Consider the following 21,085-nt stretch of genomic DNA (forward strand, 5'->3'; position numbering starts at 1 on the left):
TTGACCCAGTTTGGTCAAGGGGAAGCTTGATTAAAAGAGGAGTGAACAGTTTTGCGAATTTTACATACCGCTGACTGGCATTTAGGAAAAACACTTGAGGGCAGAAGCCGGTTAAAGGAACAGGAGGACTTTCTTGACGAACTCACAGAGATTGTAAAAGACGAGAAAATCGATGCCATTGTGATGGCCGGAGATGCTTTTGATACAGTGAATCCACCAGCTCATGCCGAACAGCTCTTTTATGAGAGTCTCTCCTCACTGTCTGACAAAGGAAAGCGTCCCGTCGTTGTTATTGCTGGAAATCATGACAACCCTGATCGTCTTTCCGCTGCGTCTCCGCTAACGGTGGACCAGGGTATCTACTTAATCGGGTACCCGAAAACAGAACCAATTGATATAGAAGTTACTTCTTCAGGAGAACTTCTTTCTATAGCAGCGCTAGCGTATCCTTCTGAATCAAGATTGAATGAAGTTCTTTCTGAGACATTTGCTGAAAAGTTGCTTCGCGATCAATATGACCTGAAAATTAGACAGACGTTCCAACATATGAGTCGTCAGTTCAGAAAAGATGCTGTACAAATCGCCGCTAGCCACATATATGTCGCAGGTGGTAGCCAGACTGATTCAGAACGGCCGATCGAAGTTGGGGGCGCATATACAGTGGCTGCAGAAAGTCTTCCTGAAAGTGCTGCTTATGTAGCACTCGGACATCTTCACCGACCACAAATGGTTAAACGTTCCAATACAGTTGCGAGATATTCCGGTTCTCCACTCGCTTACAGTTTTTCAGAAGCGGGCTATGCAAAATCTGTTACAGTTGTTGAGGCTTTCCCAGGTAAGCAAGCATCTTGGAAAGAGGTTTTCTTGACAAGCGGCAAACCGCTTATCAAATGGAAAGCAGAAGAAGGTGTTTCTCAAGTATACAGTTGGCTTGAAGAAGGGCGTGACAAACATGCTTGGATTGATCTGGAAATTCACTTGGAAGATCAGCTTTCAATTGAAGAGATTCATCACATTAGAAAAGCGCACCAAGGGATTGTTCATATTCGCCGGTTCTATCATGACAATCCAGCAACCCCAAAAACAGTTCAGTCGCAACACATCCCAATTGAAGAGAGGTTTAAAGTGTTCTATGAAAGGCAAACGAGCGGAGCAGTTCCTGATGATGAGACTGTTAAGCTGTTTTTAGAGCTCGCCTCTAGTACGGAGCAAGAAGAGGGGGATGAAACATGAAACCAATTTCCCTATCTATTAAAGGTTTACACAGTTTTAGGGAAGAACAAGTCATTCACTTTGAAAATCTTTGTGATGCTGGTGTATTTGGGATATTTGGTCCGACTGGAAGCGGAAAATCGACAATTCTTGATGCTATGACACTGGCTTTATATGGGAAAGTGGAGCGAGCCTCCAACAATACACAAGGTATTATTAATCATGCAGAAAATCAACTTGCTGTCTCATTCACATTTAAACTTCAAACCGGTCATGAGACAGCTTATCGCGTCGAGCGAGTTTTTAAGCGAACAGACGATGTGAAAGTGAAAACCTCTATTTGCCGCTTGCTTGAGATAAACGAAGAACGAACGGTGTTGGCGGATAAAGCAAATGAAGTTAGCCGCAAAGTTGAGGAATTGCTAGGCTTAACGATCGATGATTTTACAAGAGCGGTCGTTTTGCCACAAGGAAAATTTTCCGAATTTCTTTCATTAAAAGGAGCGGAACGAAGGCAAATGCTTCAGCGTCTTTTCAATCTTGAGCAGTATGGTGACCGATTGGTTAAAAAACTGAAAAACCAAGTGCAAAAAGCGGTTGCTAAGAAAAATGAAATGCTTGCTGAACAGTCAGGTCTTGGTGATGCTGGAAAAGATGCGCTACATCGGGCGGAACAACAGCTTGAAGCAACTGAAAAATCTTTAAAAACTAAGGAAGCTGAACGCGACAGGGTGCTGCAGCGATTTAACGAATTTCAGGAGATTTGGGAATTACAACAGGAACAACAAAGCTATCTTCATGATGCAGAAAGACTTACAAAGCAAAAAGAAACCATCAAGGAAAAAGAAGATCGGCTTCAGCTTGCTGAGACGGCAAATACATTAAAACCGTATGCAGATGGGTATCTTGAAGCTCGGAATACTGTTGCCTCTGCTGAACAAACAGAAAACAAGGTTCGGTCTGCATTGCGGAATCAACAAGCTGATTATGATAACATTCAGCAAAACTATGACAATTTTAAAAATGAAAAAAATAGAATAGAGCCACAGCTTCGTAAACAAGAGGAACAACTTACGGTGTTAAAAGAAATTGAAACAAAGCGGGCTGCTGTCGAAAAACAAGTGAAAGTCAAACAAACAGAAAAATTTAAAAAAGAAGAAGAGATCAAAAACACCGCTGACCAATTGGCTAAGGAGAAAGAATGGCTTGAACGTGGGACAAGCAAGCAAAATCAGCTAAAAGATAAGTTGAAATCTGTTCAAGTATCAAGCGAAGAACGAAAACAGTGTCACAAAGCGATCGAGCTTGCTCGTCAAATCAAGCAACGAAAACATGAACTCGAATTAGAACAAAAACAGGCTGAGAAGCATCAAATAGAGCTTTCTCAACTACTGCTACAACAAAAAAGCTTAGAAAAAGAAATGAAAACTGAAGAAGATCATATTGGTCATGTTTTTGTTACTGTTCAAAGGGTTTATGCGTTGATTTGTGAGACGGAGAGATCTCTTTCTGAAACTGTTCATCTTGCAACTGTTAAGCGTGAGAACTTGTTAGCAAAACGGGACCAAGCAAAATTTGATCAGCTGACAAAAGAGCTTTCCAAACAGCTCAAAAAAGGAGAACCTTGCCCTGTCTGTGGTTCTACACAACATGAAAAGTTGGTCCATACTGATGTAAAGAACATATCTTTCAAGGAGTCCGAACTAGATGAAGTGGAAAAATTTTTGAGTGAATCTACTGTATTAACTCAAGAATTTTTTACAGCAAAGGTGAAACTTGAACAACAGTCGGATTATTTAATGAATGAATGTCCTTTTCTCGAAAAGAGTGAATCTGCAGTAGAGGTTGCCGCATCAATTGAGGGCGACTCAATTTCTAAACGGTTCGAGCAAATTAGCTTTGAATGGAAGGGAATCAAACAAGATTTATCAGGAACAAAAAGTCGGGTCTCCAAGATTCTCACCGCTTACAAACAGGCTACTAAAAAACAAGAACAGCTTTGTGAACAGGTGAACTATAAAGCAAAAGAACAGGATCGCCTTCAAAAACGCTGTGATGAACTTACTGCTGCATTGACCGGTTTAGAGAACAATTTGAGCAACCAATTTGCTGGAATCTCTTCTGAACAGGCAGAAAAGTGGCAAGAGACAATTGAAGAAAAAGACCTTGACGCAGAAAAATGTGAAGAAGCTATAGAAAAAAGTGTTCATTTTTTAAAGGAAAAAGAACAGCTAAAAGAGAAACTGACCGAGCATCTTTATACACTTGAGAAAGAACATTTAGATCTTCACTATTCCCTTGAAAGTCTGAACAAAGAATTAAGTGAATATCAAAAAGAACTGAAAGGTTATCCTGATACAGCTGTAATTGACGAACAGCTTCAAGCCGCAAGGAGCAAATTGACAAAGTTGACTGAACAAGACCAAACACTTTATGATCAATTGAAGAAAACAGAGGCGAATGTCAATCAACTAAGCGGTCAGGCGAAAGCCTGTCAGTCAGCTTTACAGGAAGCCATATCAAGGCTTGAGAAGGTAAAAGAAACCTGGATAGAAAAATCGGGAGGTACCGTATTTGCAGATGTTGCAGATGTTCAAAACTATATCATTGGTCGTGCAGAGTTCAATCAACTAAAACAAGACATTGAAGTCTATTGGGATCAAATCAAGCAAAGTGAAGCTAATATAAGACGAATCACAGATAAACTCAATGGTCGCTCACTTACTGCAGAAGAATGGGAACAAGCTGCTCAACTCAGAAAACAAGCAGAGGAATCATTTACAGTTGCACTTGAGGAAAGGGGAGCGGCACGAAAAGCGTTGCTTGTCATTCGTGAGAATCATAGAAGATTTAAGGAGCTTGAAGTAGCTCTGAAAGATTGGCAGGCATATATTGACCGTCTTGATAAACTTCAAACTGTATTTAAAGGCAATGCTTTTGTTGAATATTTAGCAGAGGAACAGCTTGAAAGTGTAACAAGAGATGCTTCAGCCAGACTTGGTGAATTGACAAGACAACGATACGCGATTGAGGTTGATTCAGAAGGCGGGTTTGTGATGAGGGATGATGCCAATGGTGGAGTCAAACGTCCTGTTACTAGTTTATCAGGTGGTGAAACCTTTCTGACATCTTTGGCACTTGCATTAGCCCTGTCCACTCAAATCCAGCTTCGAGGGGAGTATCCGCTCCAATTTTTCTTTTTAGATGAAGGATTTGGAACATTGGATCAGGAGTTGCTTGATACAGTGATTACCGCTTTAGAAAACCTTCAATCTGACGATTTATCAGTTGGTGTTATCAGTCATGTTCAAGAGCTGCGGGCCAGACTTGCCAAAAAACTGATTGTACACCCAGCTGAGTCAAGCGGAAAAGGAACCGTCGTTTCTTTTGAAATGATATAAATGACCACCTAAAAAGCAGCTCCTCCAAGTGGAAGAGGCTGCTTCTTTTATGCATTACCAGCAATATTTTGGTCGCTTACATCAGGGTCTACATAGTTTGTTGCATTTAATCCACTGTTAACAACAAGGAAGTCTCCTGTATTACCAGCACCAGAACCGAGTGCAGATTTTGAAGAGCTTTTCGGAGAAAGGTAAAAAGAATCACCGAAATTTACCACTCCGCCTGATATTGTGTTAATTTTAATAGGTCCGACTATGGCTGGCATAATTGATCGACACCTTTTTTCGAAGTCTTAAAAATAGTATATGCCGCCGTGTTTTTATTGTGAGGCACTACGAGGAAGCTGTCTAATATGTTTAATTCTTATATCGCTATTTATCCGCTTGGTCGTGCCCACTTGAACAACCGAGGATGTAGCAATACCTCCAATTTTCACCGCTCTAACACGAATGACCGGGATTTCATGAAAAAATGAGGAATTCACTTTGGTTTCTGGTAGTAACTGGGGAATCGGCTGCTGAAAGAGCGGAAAATCATCCTGTTTAAATGATCCCTCATAACCGAAAAAGCGAGAGCGATATCTTTGAACAGCGAGAACTTTTGCTTTAAGCACAAGCTCTTGTGTATCACCAATTTGCAGGGCACTAGTTGTTCCGACAGTTTGTGCTTTTAAAAATTGTACTTTTGATGTTCTCATCATCTTGTTTCAGGTGCCAACGGTGTAAATGGTCCAATAATAAGAGATTCTGGAGGTGTATCGAAAATCGAGGATAGTGAAATGTCTTCAGTATCTCCAATTAAAAATACGGATGAACTAGAAACAGCCGTAATTCTAATGTTGCCTACATCAAAAGAGCGGTTCACAACGGTAAAGTTCATTCGGTTTCATTTCCTTTCATTTCTTTAGGTAATGATTTTAAAAAGTGTTCGATTGTCTTCGTAATATCTTGTTTTACATATTGAGCCAGCCGGTCAGCATGTTCTCTTGGAGAGGCCGATTCCTCCTGTTTTAAATGTTGGGCGTAATAGCGGATGCGGCTGTTTATTTGTTTGCGGATATCTTCAATCATATGGTGACGATTTGTATCATCCAGTTTACTGTCATATTGGTCTTCCAACTGTTCTAGAAGGAGTGGCATTTCTTCATTGAAGTAGGCATCAACCAGTTGTCTTGTTTGTTGTAGCAATTGGCTGTCAAGTTCTTGCTGGAGTTTTCCGAGTCCAGGTTGCTGCTGACTGATTTCAAAGTTTTCTAGACTATTAGGGTCTAAAGGATTGAGTCCTATGTTAAGCGTTCCCTCCAATTGTTCAATTTTTAATTGATCAAATTTATATTCAATTCGGTCGATTCGTGTCCCTGGCTGTTCCTTTATCCGGATTAACTCTTTTTGCAGAGCTGCGATTTGTCTTTCAAGCTGTTGCATTTTTGCAGTCTGCTGTTGGACATAGTCGTACCAGCTTTGTGTATATGAGGGATTATGATTCATTGATTCAATCTCCCTTTCATCAAATTGTAATCGCAGGAGCCGAGAGAGGAACAAGTGTAGGAGATGGCTCCTCTTCAAAAGTTTCTTCTATAAACTCGGTAGACACAGGTGGTGCAGCTTCTGTATAACTTCCAGTATTATAAAGGTTGGATAATGTTTTAATTGAACCGGCACTACCGATCTGTAAAACGGAGGAATTGCTGATTCCTTCTACTCGTAAATAGTTGATGTGGATTGTTTGATTGATATAGAAGTTCATTGTCACACCCACCCCTTACAAATTGCCGACAACTGGCTGATCAATTCGATCGTTATCATATGTGTTTGTAATGCTGTTTTGGTTGTATACGTTAACTCCATCACCGGTATTAAAGCTCCCGGCACCCGCAAATGTCTTGATTTCAGAATAAGGAGAAATCGTAATACAATCACCTACATGAATGACTCCACTTGTACCGACGGCATTTACTTTAAAAGCTCCGACAATGGCTGGCATAGAACAACACCCTTTTCATTGAAAATGGGCTATACACCATATCTTATGTATATGAGGCGCAGTTGTGATAAAAAATGTTGGGATAATCTCAGGCGAACGTCCAATCGTACCTGAGCGAATCTTGTTGAGGGTTTGTCATGGAATGTTGTTACTATTTGTTTGTTTTAATGGTACTTTCAAGTTTCTGCATTCTTTCATTCAGGAGGTTGTCCAATTCCTGACTACATTGAATCGCCTCTTTGGAGTTGATTCCAAATTTTTCAGCTGTTTCAATCAAATGTAATCTTTTTGCTTCAATTTTACTGTTCAACATGGCAGTCTCCAACTTTCGAAAGGGATTTTGAATATGCTACAGATAGTATACCCTAATTTGTGATAAAAGGATTTTTTTCGTCAATATGACAATAAATGTGACATTTTTTTTAACTGTTCTAGGAAAAATGGAGAGCTGTCTGGCTTACAGCCGAGAAAGCTCTAAAAGTAAAAAGCGTTTTCTTTTTTCAATGTAATCAAAAATCTGCTTTTGTTCATCTTCCAGGTGAGAAGTGGTGATATTTGTATAGGGATCATCTTCCAGGTAAGGACTGATCTCGGTATGCCAGTTCAGCAAATATGGAGATAGTTTTCTAATTGTGAAATCATGTTGCAACACGTTTCTCATCAGGAGAAAGTATTGAGCCTGGAAAGCTGGAATATCAAGAAGCCTTGCGGATAATGTATTATAGCCTGTTAACGGAATTCGATCATAATTCATCTTCTCCCCGTTAATATTCCGGCCCCAAGTAGCATCATAATCCCAAGGGATGATTTGAAATGTGTTTGTTTGTTCATTTAAATAAAGCGCATAATTATGAACAAATCCATCGAAGTTTTGTGTACAGACAACACCAATTAACCATAACAAATATTGTTTTACATTAAGATAGTTTTTAATATCTTTTTCAAAAATGTCATCTTTTGCGGTATTTACAAAATAGATGAATTCTTCTAAGTATCTGTCATGATCTGTCGAGCCAAGTTTTTTTTCATAGCCGAGCAGCAAATTTTGTTTAGCTTGTTTATCAATAGAACTCAACAGAGAAAAATTGGCATCATCATCAACTGCATAGTAAATGGCTCCGCTTTCTAAATTTCGTCTTTTTAAGAAATGATCATCAACAGATTCGATTTTTAAATATAGTCCCTGTTGTTTTTTGTTTAAATAAAGAAACACATGTGAAGTTTTTGGGGAAAGGACACCGATTTTCTCAAAAAAAAGAAAGGAAAGTCGATTGCGAATGTATGATGGGTCATTATACTCAGCGTTTAAGTGAAATTCAGTTTTTTTTCTCGTCTGTTTTCGATATTTAATTAAATAAGATTTTTTTGGTAATTTGCGAATGTGGTTCCCTCTAAAAGATACGACCACAGGAGCTGTTGCTGTATCTGACTTCAGTACACCTGGAACACCTTCATCATTCCAGACATCATGTTTAAGCTCATGCAGGTAACTGGGATGGATATGCATCCTGATCGTTGGGATCGCACTCATCATGATTTCCTCCTTTTTCAGCTAAATTATTATATGTGAAGAAATCTTGGGAGTGAATCGCCTAAGTTTCAGTAAAACAGTCATTTGCCTTAGTACACCTGTCTTTCCCCTCGCGTAAGATAAAACCAGGATATATATAAATTTAGATAGGAGGTTTACTTGTGAGTGATGTCCATGAACATGATATCAAAAAGGCTGTAAATCAGTTGAAAAGCGAGGGTAGAGATCAATATTTAGACCGCGAGCCTGACTCATCAAGCTCAAGCAAAAAGAGACAACATGACTTTTGGGATCTGTGGTGGGGGATAAAACCGCACCGGAGTGAGAAACATCACAAAAGCAAGTCCCATAGAAGTAAATCATATAAAAGCAAGTCTCACAAAAGCAAGAAACATGATGATTGCAAGAAGTCTCACAAAAGCAAGAAACATGATGATTGCAAGAAGTCTCACAAAAGCAAAAAACATGACGATTCCAAGAAGTCTCACAAAAGCAAAAAACATGACGATTGCAAGAAGTCTTACAAAAGCAAAAAACATGACGATTGCAAGAAGTCTTACAAAAGCAAAAAGAGCGGTCATAAGAAGCCAAAGCATCACCATGGCAAAAAAACACATCACCATAAAAAAGACAAAAGCGGCTTTCATAAATATACAAAGTGGTCTGATGGGAATTTAAAAGAAGTTAGATATATAAAACGCTAACATCTACGGCTTACAGATTGTGAGCCGTCATTTTTCTTTTTGGTGATAAGTGGGTCTTTAGAATTGGTTTCAGAAAGTGAAAAGGATTTTTGAAAGTTTTGCAGAAATATTTTTAGTAAGTAATAATGAAATGGAAAAAATAACTGCGGGGGATTCTCTAATGAAGTTTGTGACAGCCGAGTTGCACAGTCGGATATTTATAGGACTGGTGTTGGATGATAAAATAATGGATTTGCAGAAAGCGGAAAAAAAGCTATTTGAGTTTGAAACAATACCTGACACACTGATCAAGTGTGTTCGTGAGGGAGAAAAGTTTGTCCAACATATCAGCCAGCTTGTTGAATGGTACAAAAAGAAAGATAACATTGAAAGTGCCTCGTTTATTTATCCGCTGGCAGATGTCAAACTGCTTGCACCTATTCCTAAGCCGCAAAAAAATATTATCTGTATTGGGAAAAATTACCGAGAACATGCAATTGAAATGGGAAGTGAACAAGATATACCGGAGGAAATGATGGTCTTCACAAAAGCTCCAACAGCGGTGATTGGGCATCAGGAGGAAATAGACATCCATCAAAATGTGACAGCAGAGCTTGATTATGAAGGTGAACTTGCAGTTGTCATTGGGAAAGATGGCAGATCGATTTCAAAAGATCAAGCGTTTGATCATATATTCGGTTATACCATCATTAACGATGTGACAGCTCGGGATCTGCAGAAGGTACATAAACAGTTTTTCATCGGAAAAAGTTTAGATACATCATGTCCAATGGGACCGTTTCTTGTCCACCATTCAATGGTGAAAGATCTAGAACATTTAAAAGTGGAAACTCGTGTGAATGGAGAGCTTCGTCAATCAGGTTGTACAAAAGATATGCTGTTTTCAATTCCTGAAATCATTGAAACACTCTCAAGAGGAATGACCCTTGAGGCCGGAGATATCATTGCGACAGGAACACCATCTGGAGTCGGAAAGGGCATGAATCCACCGAGGTTTCTAAAGGAAGGCGATCAAATCGATATTACAATCGAACCAATTGGAACTCTTTCCAATCAGATGAAATTGTTGTAAGAGATTGATTTATCGTTTTCCGACAGAAGACTCCCACCTCAGTCGTGTGAAGGGCGAAGCCAAACGATAGGTAGGAGATGAATGTCGGTTCGGCGATAGCCTAAAGGCTATTTTGTTTACCAGTCTTATATAAGATAAAGGCTGATGTTACAATGAAATTAGACAGTAATAATCATTCAGTATTCTCAATGTATTATCAATATCGTAGAGAAGTCTTTGATGACAAAGTATCTGACTATGCTAAGGATATGTTTGTAAAGCTAGGTGAGAAATACAATATCTCTCTAGTTGAGTGGAATTATGATAAAGACCATGTTCACATCCTGTTCAAAGCACATCCTAACACTGAATTATCAAAGTTCATTAATGCTTATAAAAGTGCTAGTTCACAATTAATCAAAAAAGGTTTTCCGCAGGTTAGAAAAAAGCTGTGGAAAGAAATGTTTTGGTCAAAAAGTTTTGGCTTAAATATAGAACCGTAGGAATCTACGGGAATAGCTTGGTCAATAAGAGAAACCTCTGTCGGCAAAGAAATACGTCAACAAGTACGCTCTGTTCCCAAGAATCTCCCACTTCAATCAGATCGCAAGGTCGATAAGTGGGGGTAGTTCAAATAATATAAACGATAAATCTACGAAATGAGGGATGTGCGATGAAACATACTAGTGTAATTTTGGAGTGTCAATTGTTCAGAGCACAGCCCATGTAAAGTAAATGACTGGTTATCTTCAGATGATCTGGTGATATTCCATGGGCTGTCAATGCAGTTCATGGTTTTTATTTTGATGAAATCACCAGAAAATGAGGAGGAAACCTAATTGAATTTATCAGCATGGGGTGTCAACTATATCAGTAGAGGTTTAAAAGAAACAGAGCTTGTCCTAGGAAGGGTTGTCCTTGAGCATAAAAGATTGTACAGGGTGTGGACAGAACATGGAGAGTGGCTGGCTGAAGTTTCTGGCCGGTTTAAGTTTACAGCAGAACACCGCGATGATTATCCAGCTGTGGGAGATTGGGTGTATATGCGACCACGCTCCCATGAGAAAAAGGGGACGATCGTGGAGATTGTTCCCCGTTTTAGTAAGTTTTCTCGCAAGGTCGCCGGTAAACGAACAGAAGAGCAAATTATTGCTGCAAATATCAACACGATTTTTCTTGTGAATGCCCTTAATCAAGATTTTAATTTGAGAAGAATTGAGCGGTATTTATTGCTTGCGTGGGAAAGCGGGGCGAATCCCGTGATCGTCTTGACAAAGGCTGATATTGGCAGTCTGATAGAAGAAAAGGTTCGTCAGACAGAATCTGTTGCATTTGGTGTACCGATTCATATCGTCAGTGCTCACCAAGGCAGAGGGATGGCTGAATTGAAAACATATTTGAAAGAAGGGGAAACAGTCGCTCTTTTAGGCTCATCAGGTGTTGGAAAATCAACCATGATTAACTATTTTTTAAACGAAAAACGGCAAGCTGTTCAAAAGATACGGGAAGCTGATGACAAGGGCAGACATACAACAACGCATCGAGAACTGTTTTTATTACCTGAAGGCGGGCTTTTAATCGATACTCCTGGAATGAGAGCATTGGAACTTTGGGAGTCAGAAGCAGGGCTTGAGCAAAGTTTTGCTGATATTGATCAGCTTGCGCTTCATTGCAAGTTTACGGACTGTCGGCATGATCAAGATCCGGGTTGTGCTATACAATTGGCGATTTCGGAAGGGAAAATAGATCAACACCGATTCGAAAATTACCTAAAATTGAAAAAAGAGCTTGCATACCTTGCTAGAAAAACGGATAAGCTGGCCATGAAGCAGGAAAAGAACCGTTGGAAACAAATATCGAAAAGTGTGAAAAAGCATAAAAAAAGATAAGTCAAAAGGCGCTGAGTTGATGATCAGCGCCTTTATTACTAAAAACATACAATATTCACATCTTTTGTTTAATAGACCTTTTCATGCTAATATGAAAGCGATACATATGACGATATAGGGGGAAATTTGTATGACGACACATTGGCACATTACGGCATGGCTGATTACGCTTATTCTAGTAGTAGTTGTTTATGCACAGTATTCCGGAGGCGGCGGGAAAGGTGCAAAAATTACGCATATGATTCTTCGTTTACTTTATTTATTTGTGATCTTGACAGGGGTGGAACTGTTTTATAGGTTTACAATTTGGAACGGTGAATCAATTGCTAAGGTAGTTCTCGGTGTTCTTACTATTGGACTGATGGAAATGCTTTTAATCCGCAAGAAAAAAGCAAAATCAGTCACCGGGATGTGGGTCGGCTTTATTGTCGTCTTGCTTTTAACACTTGCACTTGGACTTCGTCTGCCTTTAGGTTTTAAAATTTTTTAAGTGGGAGGGCCTTCAGCTGAGATTGTTACAATCCGTTCTCCGTCTGAAGTTGTCCATTCAAATCTGTCTTTTTTCTTTTCTGCCCGTTCGTAGTGATGTTGTAAGGCACATTGCTTTACATCATTTGAAAACTGATAAAACGACACACCCTTTGTCATTTCAGGGTGAGCTGAAAAACTCAACCCGTTATATGCATAGACACAATCAAATACAGAAAATCCAAGACTGTTTAATTGATCCATTAAGGAATAAAATTGTCCATCTTCCAAATCGCTCAAAAAATCTGATAAGGCTTGTTTGACATTTTTTAAATAGCGTATGGATTCACCACCTGTTAATTGAATCTGTCCGAATCGTTCTGTGACGGCAAATGGAGCGATCAGTTCTGTTTTCAGCCATTCACCCTCTAGTTGAATATAGACACCAGGGCTTAGCAAACTTTCAATTAACAATAAGTCTCCTGCCTGATTTTCAATCAGGCAGATCCCCTCTTCAATGATAATCGTACCGTACATCCATTTTCTTTTTTCATTATAAATTCGTTGTTCTCGTTCACTGTCCATCTCATTGTGCTCCTTTCCTTCATTTTTCTTTCCAAAACAGGCTTGTCTCATACAAGTGTTGGTGGACAATTCAATTATCTGCAAATGACGCATAAAATAAAAAAAGGGAGGCTAAAAAGAGAAAGAATACAAGAATTGGAGCTGATCAACAATGTGTGGAATTACGGGGTGGGTGGACTTTCAAAAACCGCTTATCCGAGAGCAGCCGATTATGGAGAAGATGACTGAAACACTTGCAAAAAGAGGACCTGATGATACAAATACTTGGGGAAAGAACCATGTTTTATTCGGACATAAACGTTTGGCTGTTGTAGATTTAGAGGGTGGCAGACAGCCGATGACCCGTACACATCAAGAAATGGACTATACGATTTGTTATAATGGAGAATTATATAATACGGAAGATTTGCGAAAAGAATTGCAAGAACGCGGGCATCGCTTTAGAGGTCATTCTGATACAGAAGTATTGCTGCACTCATACATCGAATGGAAAGAAGAGTGTGTACACAGGCTGAATGGAATTTTTGCATTTGCCATATGGGATGAACAGCGGGATCATTTATTTGCTGCACGAGATCGGATTGGAGTAAAACCATTTTTCTATTCAGAGCAAGGGACATCATTTCTGTTCGGCTCAGAAATCAAAGCCATTCTTGCTCATCCAAGTATGAAAGCGAAACTTGACCGCAATGGTCTTGCGGAGATTTTCGGACTTGGCCCTTCAAGAACGCCGGGCAGTGGTGTTTTTAAAGGGATAAAAGAAATTCGTCCAGGGCATGCGATGATCTTTTCGAAAAATGGTTTGACCGTTTGGCGATATTGGAATGTGGAAAGTAAAAAACATACCGATCATTTTTCAGAAACGGTTTTCCAAGTCCGTTCCCTATTTGAAAATGCCGTGATTAGACAGCTTGTTTCAGATGTTCCGGTTTGTACGTTTCTCTCTGGAGGAGTCGATTCCAGTGCGATTACGGCGACAGCTGCAAAACATTTCGAAAAGGAAGGAAAAGCTCCGCTCCATACGTTTTCCATTGATTATGAGGACAATGACCGTTTCTTTTCAGCAAGCTCATTTCAACCGAATGCGGATGGTCCTTGGATCAACAAGATGGCAGATGCCTTTAAAACCAATCATCATCACTGCATTATTTCTCAAGAAGATTTGGCAAGCTATTTAGAAGAAGCTGTCATTGTTCGGGATTTGCCAGGAATGGCTGATATTGATTCTTCATTGCTTTGGTTTTGTAAAGAGATTAAAAAGGATTTTGTCGTCAGTCTTTCTGGAGAATGTGCAGACGAAATTTTTGGCGGATATCCTTGGTTTCATGCAACTGAGCAAGTCGAAGGCTTCCCATGGATGAGATCGATGGACGAACGGATTGGTCTTTTACAGGATACTTGGCAGAAAAAACTGAATCTTAAAGAATATGTGAATGCCAAGTATGAGGAAACAATTAAGGAAACACCGCTTTTAGATGGAGAAACAGGAATAGAGAAAAGAAGAAGACAATTGTTTTACTTAAATATGCTTTGGTTTATGACGACACTGCTTGATCGCAAGGACAGAATGAGTATGGGGGCAAGCCTTGAAGTCCGTGTGCCATTCGCTGATCATAGACTTGTTGAATATGTTTGGAATATTCCATGGGACATGAAAATGCATGGGAACAGAGAGAAAGGGATCTTCCGCAAAGCGTTGGAAGGGATTTTGCCAGATGATGTGTTATATCGGAAAAAAAGTCCGTATCCGAAAACACATCATCCCGACTATACAAAAGCCGTTAAACAATGGTTGGAACGTCTACTTCAGCAAAAAGATTCAGCTCTTCACAACTTTCTAGATCAGAAAAAACTGGCTGAGCTTATGGCGACAGATGGTGCGTCTTTTGAAATCCCTTGGTTTGGGCAATTGATGAAAGGACCGCAGCTTCTCGCTCACCTTGCGCAAATTCATACTTGGTTTGAGGCTTATCGGATTGATATTGAAGACTAAAAAAGTGGGTGTCCATCATGTCAATTTTTGACTATTGGACACCTGTTTAAATTAAATAAACACTGAAAAATCAGCAATCACAATTTGCTTTTTTCGGACAAGTTCTTTCTTAGTTTCTTATGATGATATACATTGTATAGGCAATGTAAGCAATTGCGAGTATCACCCCTTCTGATTTGGCAATTTTAGAATGCGATCTAGAGAAAATAAATAATACAATTGTTAAAATGATCATCAAGATTACATCAATAAACATTTTACTCTCTACGGCTAGAGGGGAAATGATAGAAGATGCACCAAGAACAAATAATATATTGAAAATATTACTTCCAACAATATTACCTAAAGCAATTTCACTTTGTTTCTTAATTGCAGCAGTAATAGATGTAATCAACTCAGGTAGTGATGTTCCCACCGCCACAATTGTTAAACCAACTAATGATTCACTCATACCAAGGGTTTTCGCAATTTTGATACTACTATCAACCACAAACTCTCCACCAACAATGATGGCAGCAAGACCAGCTAACGTAAAGAATATATATTTCCCCTGAGATCGTTTATCTGCTTTTGATTCATTTTGAAGATTGTCATCTCTACTGTTTCTCGCTACTTCAAAAATGTAATACATAAATACAGCAAAGATAAGTAAGAAGATTAATCCGTCGCTTCTTGTAATCAAGTTTTCTGAAAAATATTGAAGAGTCACATCACTCATCAAAACAAGCAATACGATACTTGCCAATAATGTAAAGGGGATTTCTTTTCTAATCGTATTACTTTCAACCTTTAAGGGATTAATTAATGCTGTTACCCCAATGACAAGGCTAATGTTAAAGATATTACTTCCTACGACATTACCGATTGCTACCCCTGGATTTCCTTCAATGGCAGCGAAGATACTAACAGTTGCCTCAGGAGAGCTTGTCCCAAATGCCACAATGGTTAGTCCAACCAATAGCGGAGGTATATGAAGTAGTGTTGCAATTTTAGAAGCACCATCAACAAAATAGTCCGCTCCCTTTATTAATAAAACAAAGCCCACTAACAGTAAAATATAGGTCATTCTATTAGTTCACCTCGCTACACTAACCTTTATTCGTTGTTTTATATTAGAATTATTTTATTTCTATAAAGGGGGTATGTCAGGAGTTAAATAAGGAATCGAGTCCATAAAGACTAAAAACCAACATTGAAAATTCTTTGTCATCTAAAACCCTCAACTCACCAGCTAAAACAGAGTAGAAACGATTACACACGTCATTTGTGTTTATTTGTCTAAATTTCAAGCTACAGACAATCCCAATGCTATCACTTTTTTATTCAATGAGGTAAAAGGGGAAGCAAAATTACAAAGTTAGACTCTATAAAAACACATGATAGCTTTAGTTTAAAGAGAACACCAGAAATTTATACATAAAAAAAGACGGATTGAGGAGGACACCGTCTTTTACACAAACATGTTAAGCAGCAAGCCCCTTTTCGATCCAAATTTTAGAGCGCCACCTTCTGTACATCAAAATACCTCTAACCCATTCATCAGCAATAAATGAAAACCAAATGCCTGCTAAACCGAGGTTTAGGTGAATACCAAAAATATAGGCGATGGGAAGTCCAATTCCCCACATTGAAATGATGGCCATATAGACTGGAAATTTAGCATCACCGGCAGCTCTGAGAGAGTTGATGATAATCACATTAAATGACCGGCCTGGTTCAAGAATAATCGTCATGAACATCAGCAGGCTAGCCGTTGCGATGATTTCCGAATTGCTACTAAAGATCCCGATTAGCGGTTTTGAAAAAACAGCTAACAGAAAAGAAGTCACTGTTGTAACTGCTAAAGCCCACCACAGGCTTTTTAAACATCTGCTGTAAGCGGCATTAAACTGTTTAGCACCTATATAATGTCCGATCAATATTTGTGTTCCTTGACTAATCGCGATTCCAAACAGCATGATCAGCATCATCAAGTTTTGGGTGTATACTTTTGTTGTTAGTGCTTGCGCACCTAATAATGTAATAAAATAAGTAATGATCATCTGTGACGCATTATATGACAGCTGTTCACCGGCTGAGGGAATTCCGATTTTTAACAGTTTTTTTAAATATTCTTTTTTAATATGAAAAAACTGTTTTGATAAAAATGTCATCCCAATTCGTTTTTTAACGAGGCAGATAATGACGCCTAGACCAAGAATCCGGGATATCGAAGTTGACAGAGCCACACCTGTAACACCTAAAACCGGTAAACCGAACGGTCCGAAAATGGCAAAGTAATTGCCGGTGATATTTAACATATTCATTCCGATCGTTACAGCCATCATATCTTTAGTAAAACCATAGCTTTTTAGAATGGCACTGAATGTCATAATAAGTGCTTGGATAAATGCCAGTCCGCCAACAATTTTTAAAAAGACTGCCGCCTCACTTAGCAACTTTTCTGAAAGTCCCATCATCAATAAAAGCGGCTCGGCAAACAAATAAATGGCGGTGCTAATGAATAGACTGATCAATAAATTGGTGCTAATCGATATATAACCAATTTTCATCGCTTTTGCTTTTTGCTTCGCACCTAAATATTGTGAGATAACGACCGTTGTACCAGTCGCGATAAAACCAAACATGACGATGATCAAATTCAGCATTTGGTTACTGACACCGACTGCTGCGACACTGTTATCTGAGTATTGACTGAGCATCAATGTATCAGCATTCCCCATCAACATATATAATGAAACCTCGATAAAAATGGGCCATGTTAAACTGAATAAAGAGAGGTTTTGCATGTTTGTTTTTTTCATAGATGGATCTCCTTTCTTTTCAAAAATCGTTTTATAGTTTACCCCACGTTTCTTATAATAGAAAGAGATAAAACCGATACTTTTTGAAGAAATCCGACCAAATCAAAAGGGAGGAAAACATGAACCATATCGTTTTTACAATACCGCCCCTCCCAGTTCTCATCACTTGTGGAGAAGGGATATTCAAACAGGGAGAGAAACATGTGAAACGCAAATATTCGGTCTTCGATCTTTTATATGTGGTCAAAGGAGCGATGTTTTTAACAGAAGACAGAGAGTCTCATCACATTCGTGAAGGGGAGTATATCATTCTTGTTCCGGGACTTGAACATTACGGACATAAAGGTTGTCAGGAAGATACGTATTACTACTGGCTTCATTTCCAAGAGAAATCATACGAACTTTCGCAAAAGGGAGGGGAGAACTGGTCCGAACTTAAACTTCAACAGGGGACATTTGAAATACCGCCTTCATATCATTTAAGACTGCCGAGGAAGGGCAAGATTGCACAAAAGGCCTTTATTGAAAAGCAGTTCAGCAATTTAATTGATTATTCAGGAGAGAATTCTGATTTACCGCTTTTTAAACAACTTCAATTTGAAGAATTGTTCATCCATTTGCAAAAAGAAGCATTTCATATTCCTTCTGCGAATGAGCGGGTTGCTTCTGAAGCGCAGCGTTATATCGAACGACATTATCAAGAAAAAATCAGCATGGAACAGCTTTCTTGCGCTCTTCACTATCATCAAGATTACATCACACGCTGTATGCAAAAAGTTTACAGTATGACACCAGGGCAATATGCCAATAAGGTGCGGATTTTGGAAGCAAAACGACTGTTGTCGGCTACAAATGACAAGATGTCAGCAATTGCAGAACAAGTCGGCATTGATGATGCACCTTATTTTTCAAAGCTTTTCAAACAAATTGAAGGACTTTCACCTATTGAATACCGAAAGATGATCAAGAGGAATATTGAGTAAGAAATGGGGGATAGCACTTGACCATTATCAATGGTAATAAGGTCACATTGAGATCGTTAACAGTTGATGATCTGCCTTTGTTATGGAGGATGATTTATGGGGTAAAACAACCAGAATGGAAACAGTGGGATGCCCCTTATTTCACGTTACAGCCTGAGCCATATCAATATTTTGCCGATTCAATTTTAGCGGCTTTAAAAGAGGATCCGCCTCGTTATGCGGCAATAGAGATCGAGGGCCAATTAAAGGGCACTGTTTCTTATTACTGGGAATGCAGACCGACTCACTGGCTTGAATGCGGTATTGTCATCTATGATCCATTCTATTGGAATGGAGGATATGGAACTGAGGCGATCATCTTATGGGTCGATTATTTGTTTGCTAAACTAAATATTCCAAGAATTGGGATGACGACTTGGTCAGGAAACAAGCGGATGATGAAATGTGCTGAAAAAGCGGGATTTACGATGGAAGGGCGTCTGCGGAAAGTTAGGTATTACAATGGGGTCTATTATGATTCAGTCAGGTACGGTGTGTTAAGAGAAGAATGGGAAAAACAAAATCCTGCCCGTTATAACTGACAGGCAGGATTTCTTATCAAGTTAGGGATCAGCCGTTTATTGAAAATTTCGTCTCTTTTTCCTGGATATAATGGGTTAAATTCGCAGTCAAATCAGATCTTAAAAACGGTGTGATCAGATAGATCCCATTAAACAGGTCACAGGCGGTATCAAGCAGAGAACGGGCAATAGCGAGCCCTTCTTCCGTCTGTTTTTGTTTATCACTGCCAGCGAGTGCCATTTTTTCACGAATGGTGTCTGATAGTTTGATACCGGGGATTTCATGGTGGATAAATTCGGCATTTCTACTGCTTGTTAACGGCATGACACCGATGTAGATCGGTGTATCAAGATGTTTTGTTTCGTTATGAATGTTGATGAGCTGTTGCTCTGAGTAGACGGGTTGAGAAATAAAATAATCAGCTCCGCAATTCACTTTTTTCTCAATCCGCTTGACTGCTTTATCAAGGTGCCTGACATTCGGATTAAAAGCAGCGGCAACAGAAAAATTTGTTTTTTTACCAAGGGGCTTTCCTGAATAAGACAAACCTTCATTAAACTGTTTAATTAGACTGATCAGATCAAATGAAGTGAGGTCATAAACAGACGTAGCTCCTGGAAAGTCACCGATTTTTGAAGGATCTCCGGTTATAGCTAATACATCACAAAGTCCGAGTGTATCAAGACCCATTAAATGGGACTGAAGACCGATTAGGTTTCTGTCTCTGCAAGTGATGTGAATCAGAGACCTTATATCAAGCTCCTGTTTTAAAAGGGTACCGCAGGCAACATTGCTAATTCGTGGTGTTGCCAGTGAATTGTCTGCCAATGTTAAAGCATCAATTCCGGCTAACTTTAATTGTTGGGCTGCATCCAGAAATTTCTGAAAGTTTAGTTGTTTAGGAGGATCCAATTCAACGATAATCGAGCGTTTTTCATTTGCAAGTTCATTTAAAGGAGGCTCTGTCCGATGATGTTCTATAGGGGCAACTGCCTGTTTTCTGATTTTTACCTGTTTCTCAGTTAGCGGCAGAAGTCCTTTGACTGCTTCAGCCATAGCCCTAATATGATTTGGTGTTGTTCCACAGCAACCGCCAATGACTCGGGCCCCTTGATTGCGGAATTCGATTGCGCTGTTTCTAAAGTATTCGTCATCTGTTTCATAAACGAGCCGTCCCTCGACAAGTGATGGGAGACTGCTGTTTGGGTAGACGGAAAGATAAGTATCTTTTAAAAGAGGCACTTCTTCAAGTGCATGAATCATATGATAAGGCCCGAGGCGGCAATTGATACCGACAACATCTGCTCCAAGATTGGCCAACAGCGTCAAGCCTTCACTGAGCGGGGTTCCGTCTTGAAGAACACCTTCTTCATGCATCGATACATTGAGAATGATTGGCAGTGCAGTCTCCTTTCTGGCGATTTTTAATACTTCACGGGCTTCTTCCAAATCATAATAGGTTTCCAAAAGAAGTCCGTCTGGTTCTTCATTTAGAAGAAGATAAAGCTGTTCGCGAAAACTTCTTTTAATGTCATGCAAAGAATAAGCGTTTTTATTAAAGGTGCGAATGCCGCCAATTGTTCCAAGAACATAGCGAGATCCAGCGGCAGCACGGGCGAGGCGAACCGCTTTTTCATTGATTTGTTTTGCCTCATCTTCAAGACCGTATCTGGACAGCTTAATAAAGTTAGCACCATATGTATTGGTTTGAATGATATCAGCACCTGCCTGCACATAGGCTTGATGGATACGCTGTACTTCATCAGGTTTTGAAATATTCAATTCCTCAAAACAGCGATCAATTCCATAAGAATACAGAAGTGTTCCCATCGCACCGTCAGCTATTAAAATTCTGTTTTTTAGATCTTCTAATATTCCCATATGAAATCCCCCTTCATGTTCATGAAAAATAAAAAAAG

At 39.3% G+C, this 21,085-nt stretch carries 21 protein-coding genes and 2 pseudogenes; 11 read left to right on the top strand and 12 right to left on the bottom strand.

What is annotated here, in order from left to right; genetic code table 11:
* The first annotated feature begins 51 nt into the window (after positions 1 to 51).
* Together sbcD and sbcC are read left to right on the top strand one after the other, a co-directional pair.
* A complete protein-coding gene (gene sbcD / locus HOO54_RS07820) occupies positions 52 to 1,233 on the top strand; it encodes an exonuclease subunit SbcD (RefSeq protein ID WP_172293989.1) in 1,182 nt (393 codons plus the stop codon).
* On the top strand, positions 1,230 to 4,613 hold the full coding sequence (gene sbcC, locus HOO54_RS07825; RefSeq protein WP_172293991.1) for an exonuclease subunit SbcC: 3,384 nt from the start codon (positions 1,230 to 1,232) through the stop codon (positions 4,611 to 4,613). Before sbcD ends, sbcC begins: the two co-directional genes overlap by 4 nt.
* A gap of 47 nt (positions 4,614 to 4,660) precedes the next feature.
* On the opposite strand, the gene HOO54_RS07830 is transcribed toward sbcC, so the two are convergent.
* The 8 genes from HOO54_RS07830 to HOO54_RS07865 form a co-directional block, all read right to left on the bottom strand.
* Positions 4,661 to 4,879 (bottom strand): spore germination protein, encoded by a 219-nt coding sequence (locus HOO54_RS07830; RefSeq protein ID WP_172293993.1) that lies wholly within the window; start codon positions 4,877 to 4,879, stop codon positions 4,661 to 4,663.
* Between the two features lie 54 nt (positions 4,880 to 4,933).
* Positions 4,934 to 5,311 (bottom strand): spore germination protein GerPE, encoded by a 378-nt coding sequence (locus HOO54_RS07835; RefSeq protein ID WP_253907638.1) that lies wholly within the window; start codon positions 5,309 to 5,311, stop codon positions 4,934 to 4,936.
* Positions 5,311 to 5,493, bottom strand: coding sequence for a spore gernimation protein GerPD (locus tag HOO54_RS07840; RefSeq protein WP_172294018.1), 183 nt, complete (start codon positions 5,491 to 5,493; stop codon positions 5,311 to 5,313). The genes HOO54_RS07835 and HOO54_RS07840 overlap by 1 nt, the downstream gene beginning before the upstream one ends.
* Positions 5,490 to 6,101: a spore germination protein GerPC gene (gene gerPC, locus HOO54_RS07845; RefSeq protein ID WP_172294020.1), complete on the bottom strand. Its 612-nt coding sequence runs from the start codon at positions 6,099 to 6,101 to the stop codon at positions 5,490 to 5,492. The genes HOO54_RS07840 and gerPC overlap by 4 nt, the downstream gene beginning before the upstream one ends.
* Positions 6,102 to 6,120: 19 nt before the next feature.
* Positions 6,121 to 6,360 (bottom strand): spore germination protein GerPB, encoded by a 240-nt coding sequence (locus tag HOO54_RS07850; protein ID WP_172294022.1) that lies wholly within the window; start codon positions 6,358 to 6,360, stop codon positions 6,121 to 6,123.
* A 15-nt stretch (positions 6,361 to 6,375) separates the two neighbouring features.
* Positions 6,376 to 6,597 (bottom strand): spore germination protein, encoded by a 222-nt coding sequence (locus HOO54_RS07855; RefSeq protein WP_172294024.1) that lies wholly within the window; start codon positions 6,595 to 6,597, stop codon positions 6,376 to 6,378.
* Between the two features lie 151 nt (positions 6,598 to 6,748).
* Entirely contained in the window at positions 6,749 to 6,910 is a 162-nt protein-coding gene (locus HOO54_RS07860; RefSeq protein WP_172294026.1) for an aspartyl-phosphate phosphatase Spo0E family protein, read from the bottom strand.
* 144 nt (positions 6,911 to 7,054) lie between these two features.
* Positions 7,055 to 8,131 (bottom strand): CotH kinase family protein, encoded by a 1,077-nt coding sequence (locus HOO54_RS07865; protein ID WP_172294028.1) that lies wholly within the window; start codon positions 8,129 to 8,131, stop codon positions 7,055 to 7,057.
* 158 nt (positions 8,132 to 8,289) lie between these two features.
* Here HOO54_RS07865 and HOO54_RS25355 point away from each other — a divergent pair.
* The 6 genes and pseudogenes from HOO54_RS25355 to HOO54_RS07890 all read left to right on the top strand — a co-directional run.
* A pseudogene (locus tag HOO54_RS25355) lies at positions 8,290 to 8,367 on the top strand (CotG/ExsB N-terminal domain-containing protein); the annotation flags it as partial.
* 82 nt (positions 8,368 to 8,449) lie between these two features.
* Complete coding sequence (locus HOO54_RS07870; RefSeq protein ID WP_172294030.1) at positions 8,450 to 8,806, top strand: hypothetical protein; 357 nt, start codon at positions 8,450 to 8,452, stop codon at positions 8,804 to 8,806.
* 186 nt (positions 8,807 to 8,992) lie between these two features.
* The gene (locus tag HOO54_RS07875) at positions 8,993 to 9,904 is read left to right on the top strand and encodes a fumarylacetoacetate hydrolase family protein (protein WP_172294032.1); all 912 of its coding nucleotides are present in this window, start codon (positions 8,993 to 8,995) and stop codon (positions 9,902 to 9,904) included.
* A 152-nt stretch (positions 9,905 to 10,056) separates the two neighbouring features.
* Positions 10,057 to 10,371: pseudogene (tnpA, locus tag HOO54_RS07880) on the top strand (IS200/IS605 family transposase); the annotation flags it as partial.
* Positions 10,372 to 10,722: 351 nt separating this feature from the next.
* Complete coding sequence (gene rsgA / locus HOO54_RS07885; protein ID WP_172294036.1) at positions 10,723 to 11,772, top strand: ribosome small subunit-dependent GTPase A; 1,050 nt, start codon at positions 10,723 to 10,725, stop codon at positions 11,770 to 11,772.
* A gap of 130 nt (positions 11,773 to 11,902) precedes the next feature.
* Positions 11,903 to 12,262 (top strand): YisL family protein, encoded by a 360-nt coding sequence (locus HOO54_RS07890; RefSeq protein ID WP_172294038.1) that lies wholly within the window; start codon positions 11,903 to 11,905, stop codon positions 12,260 to 12,262.
* Here HOO54_RS07890 and HOO54_RS07895 read toward each other — a convergent pair.
* Positions 12,259 to 12,825, bottom strand: coding sequence for a DUF2777 domain-containing protein (locus tag HOO54_RS07895; protein WP_172294040.1), 567 nt, complete (start codon positions 12,823 to 12,825; stop codon positions 12,259 to 12,261). The two genes, HOO54_RS07890 and HOO54_RS07895, sit on opposite strands and share 4 nt — an antisense overlap.
* A gap of 151 nt (positions 12,826 to 12,976) precedes the next feature.
* On the opposite strand from HOO54_RS07895, the gene asnB reads away from it, so the two are divergent.
* The gene (gene asnB, locus HOO54_RS07900) at positions 12,977 to 14,818 is read left to right on the top strand and encodes an asparagine synthase (glutamine-hydrolyzing) (RefSeq protein ID WP_172294042.1); all 1,842 of its coding nucleotides are present in this window, start codon (positions 12,977 to 12,979) and stop codon (positions 14,816 to 14,818) included.
* 109 nt (positions 14,819 to 14,927) lie between these two features.
* On the opposite strand, the gene HOO54_RS07905 is transcribed toward asnB, so the two are convergent.
* Entirely contained in the window at positions 14,928 to 15,884 is a 957-nt protein-coding gene (locus HOO54_RS07905) for a calcium/sodium antiporter (RefSeq protein ID WP_172294044.1), read from the bottom strand.
* Between the two features lie 397 nt (positions 15,885 to 16,281).
* On the bottom strand, positions 16,282 to 17,622 hold the full coding sequence (locus tag HOO54_RS07910; protein WP_172294047.1) for an MATE family efflux transporter: 1,341 nt from the start codon (positions 17,620 to 17,622) through the stop codon (positions 16,282 to 16,284).
* A gap of 119 nt (positions 17,623 to 17,741) precedes the next feature.
* Here HOO54_RS07910 and HOO54_RS07915 point away from each other — a divergent pair, with 119 nt between their 5' ends.
* The gene (locus tag HOO54_RS07915; protein ID WP_172294049.1) at positions 17,742 to 18,605 is read left to right on the top strand and encodes a helix-turn-helix transcriptional regulator; all 864 of its coding nucleotides are present in this window, start codon (positions 17,742 to 17,744) and stop codon (positions 18,603 to 18,605) included.
* Between the two features lie 17 nt (positions 18,606 to 18,622).
* Positions 18,623 to 19,186 carry a GNAT family N-acetyltransferase gene (locus HOO54_RS07920; protein ID WP_172294051.1) on the top strand — a complete coding sequence of 188 codons (564 nt, stop codon included), beginning with the start codon at positions 18,623 to 18,625 and terminating at the stop codon, positions 19,184 to 19,186.
* A gap of 28 nt (positions 19,187 to 19,214) precedes the next feature.
* Here the strand turns inward: HOO54_RS07920 and HOO54_RS07925 are convergent, their stop codons facing one another.
* Positions 19,215 to 21,047: a bifunctional homocysteine S-methyltransferase/methylenetetrahydrofolate reductase gene (locus HOO54_RS07925; protein WP_172294053.1), complete on the bottom strand. Its 1,833-nt coding sequence runs from the start codon at positions 21,045 to 21,047 to the stop codon at positions 19,215 to 19,217.
* Between the last annotated feature and the right edge of the window lie 38 nt (positions 21,048 to 21,085).

This window comes from Bacillus sp. WMMC1349 (assembly GCF_013155385.1).
Lineage (GTDB): Bacteria > Bacillota > Bacilli > Bacillales > Bacillaceae > Bacillus.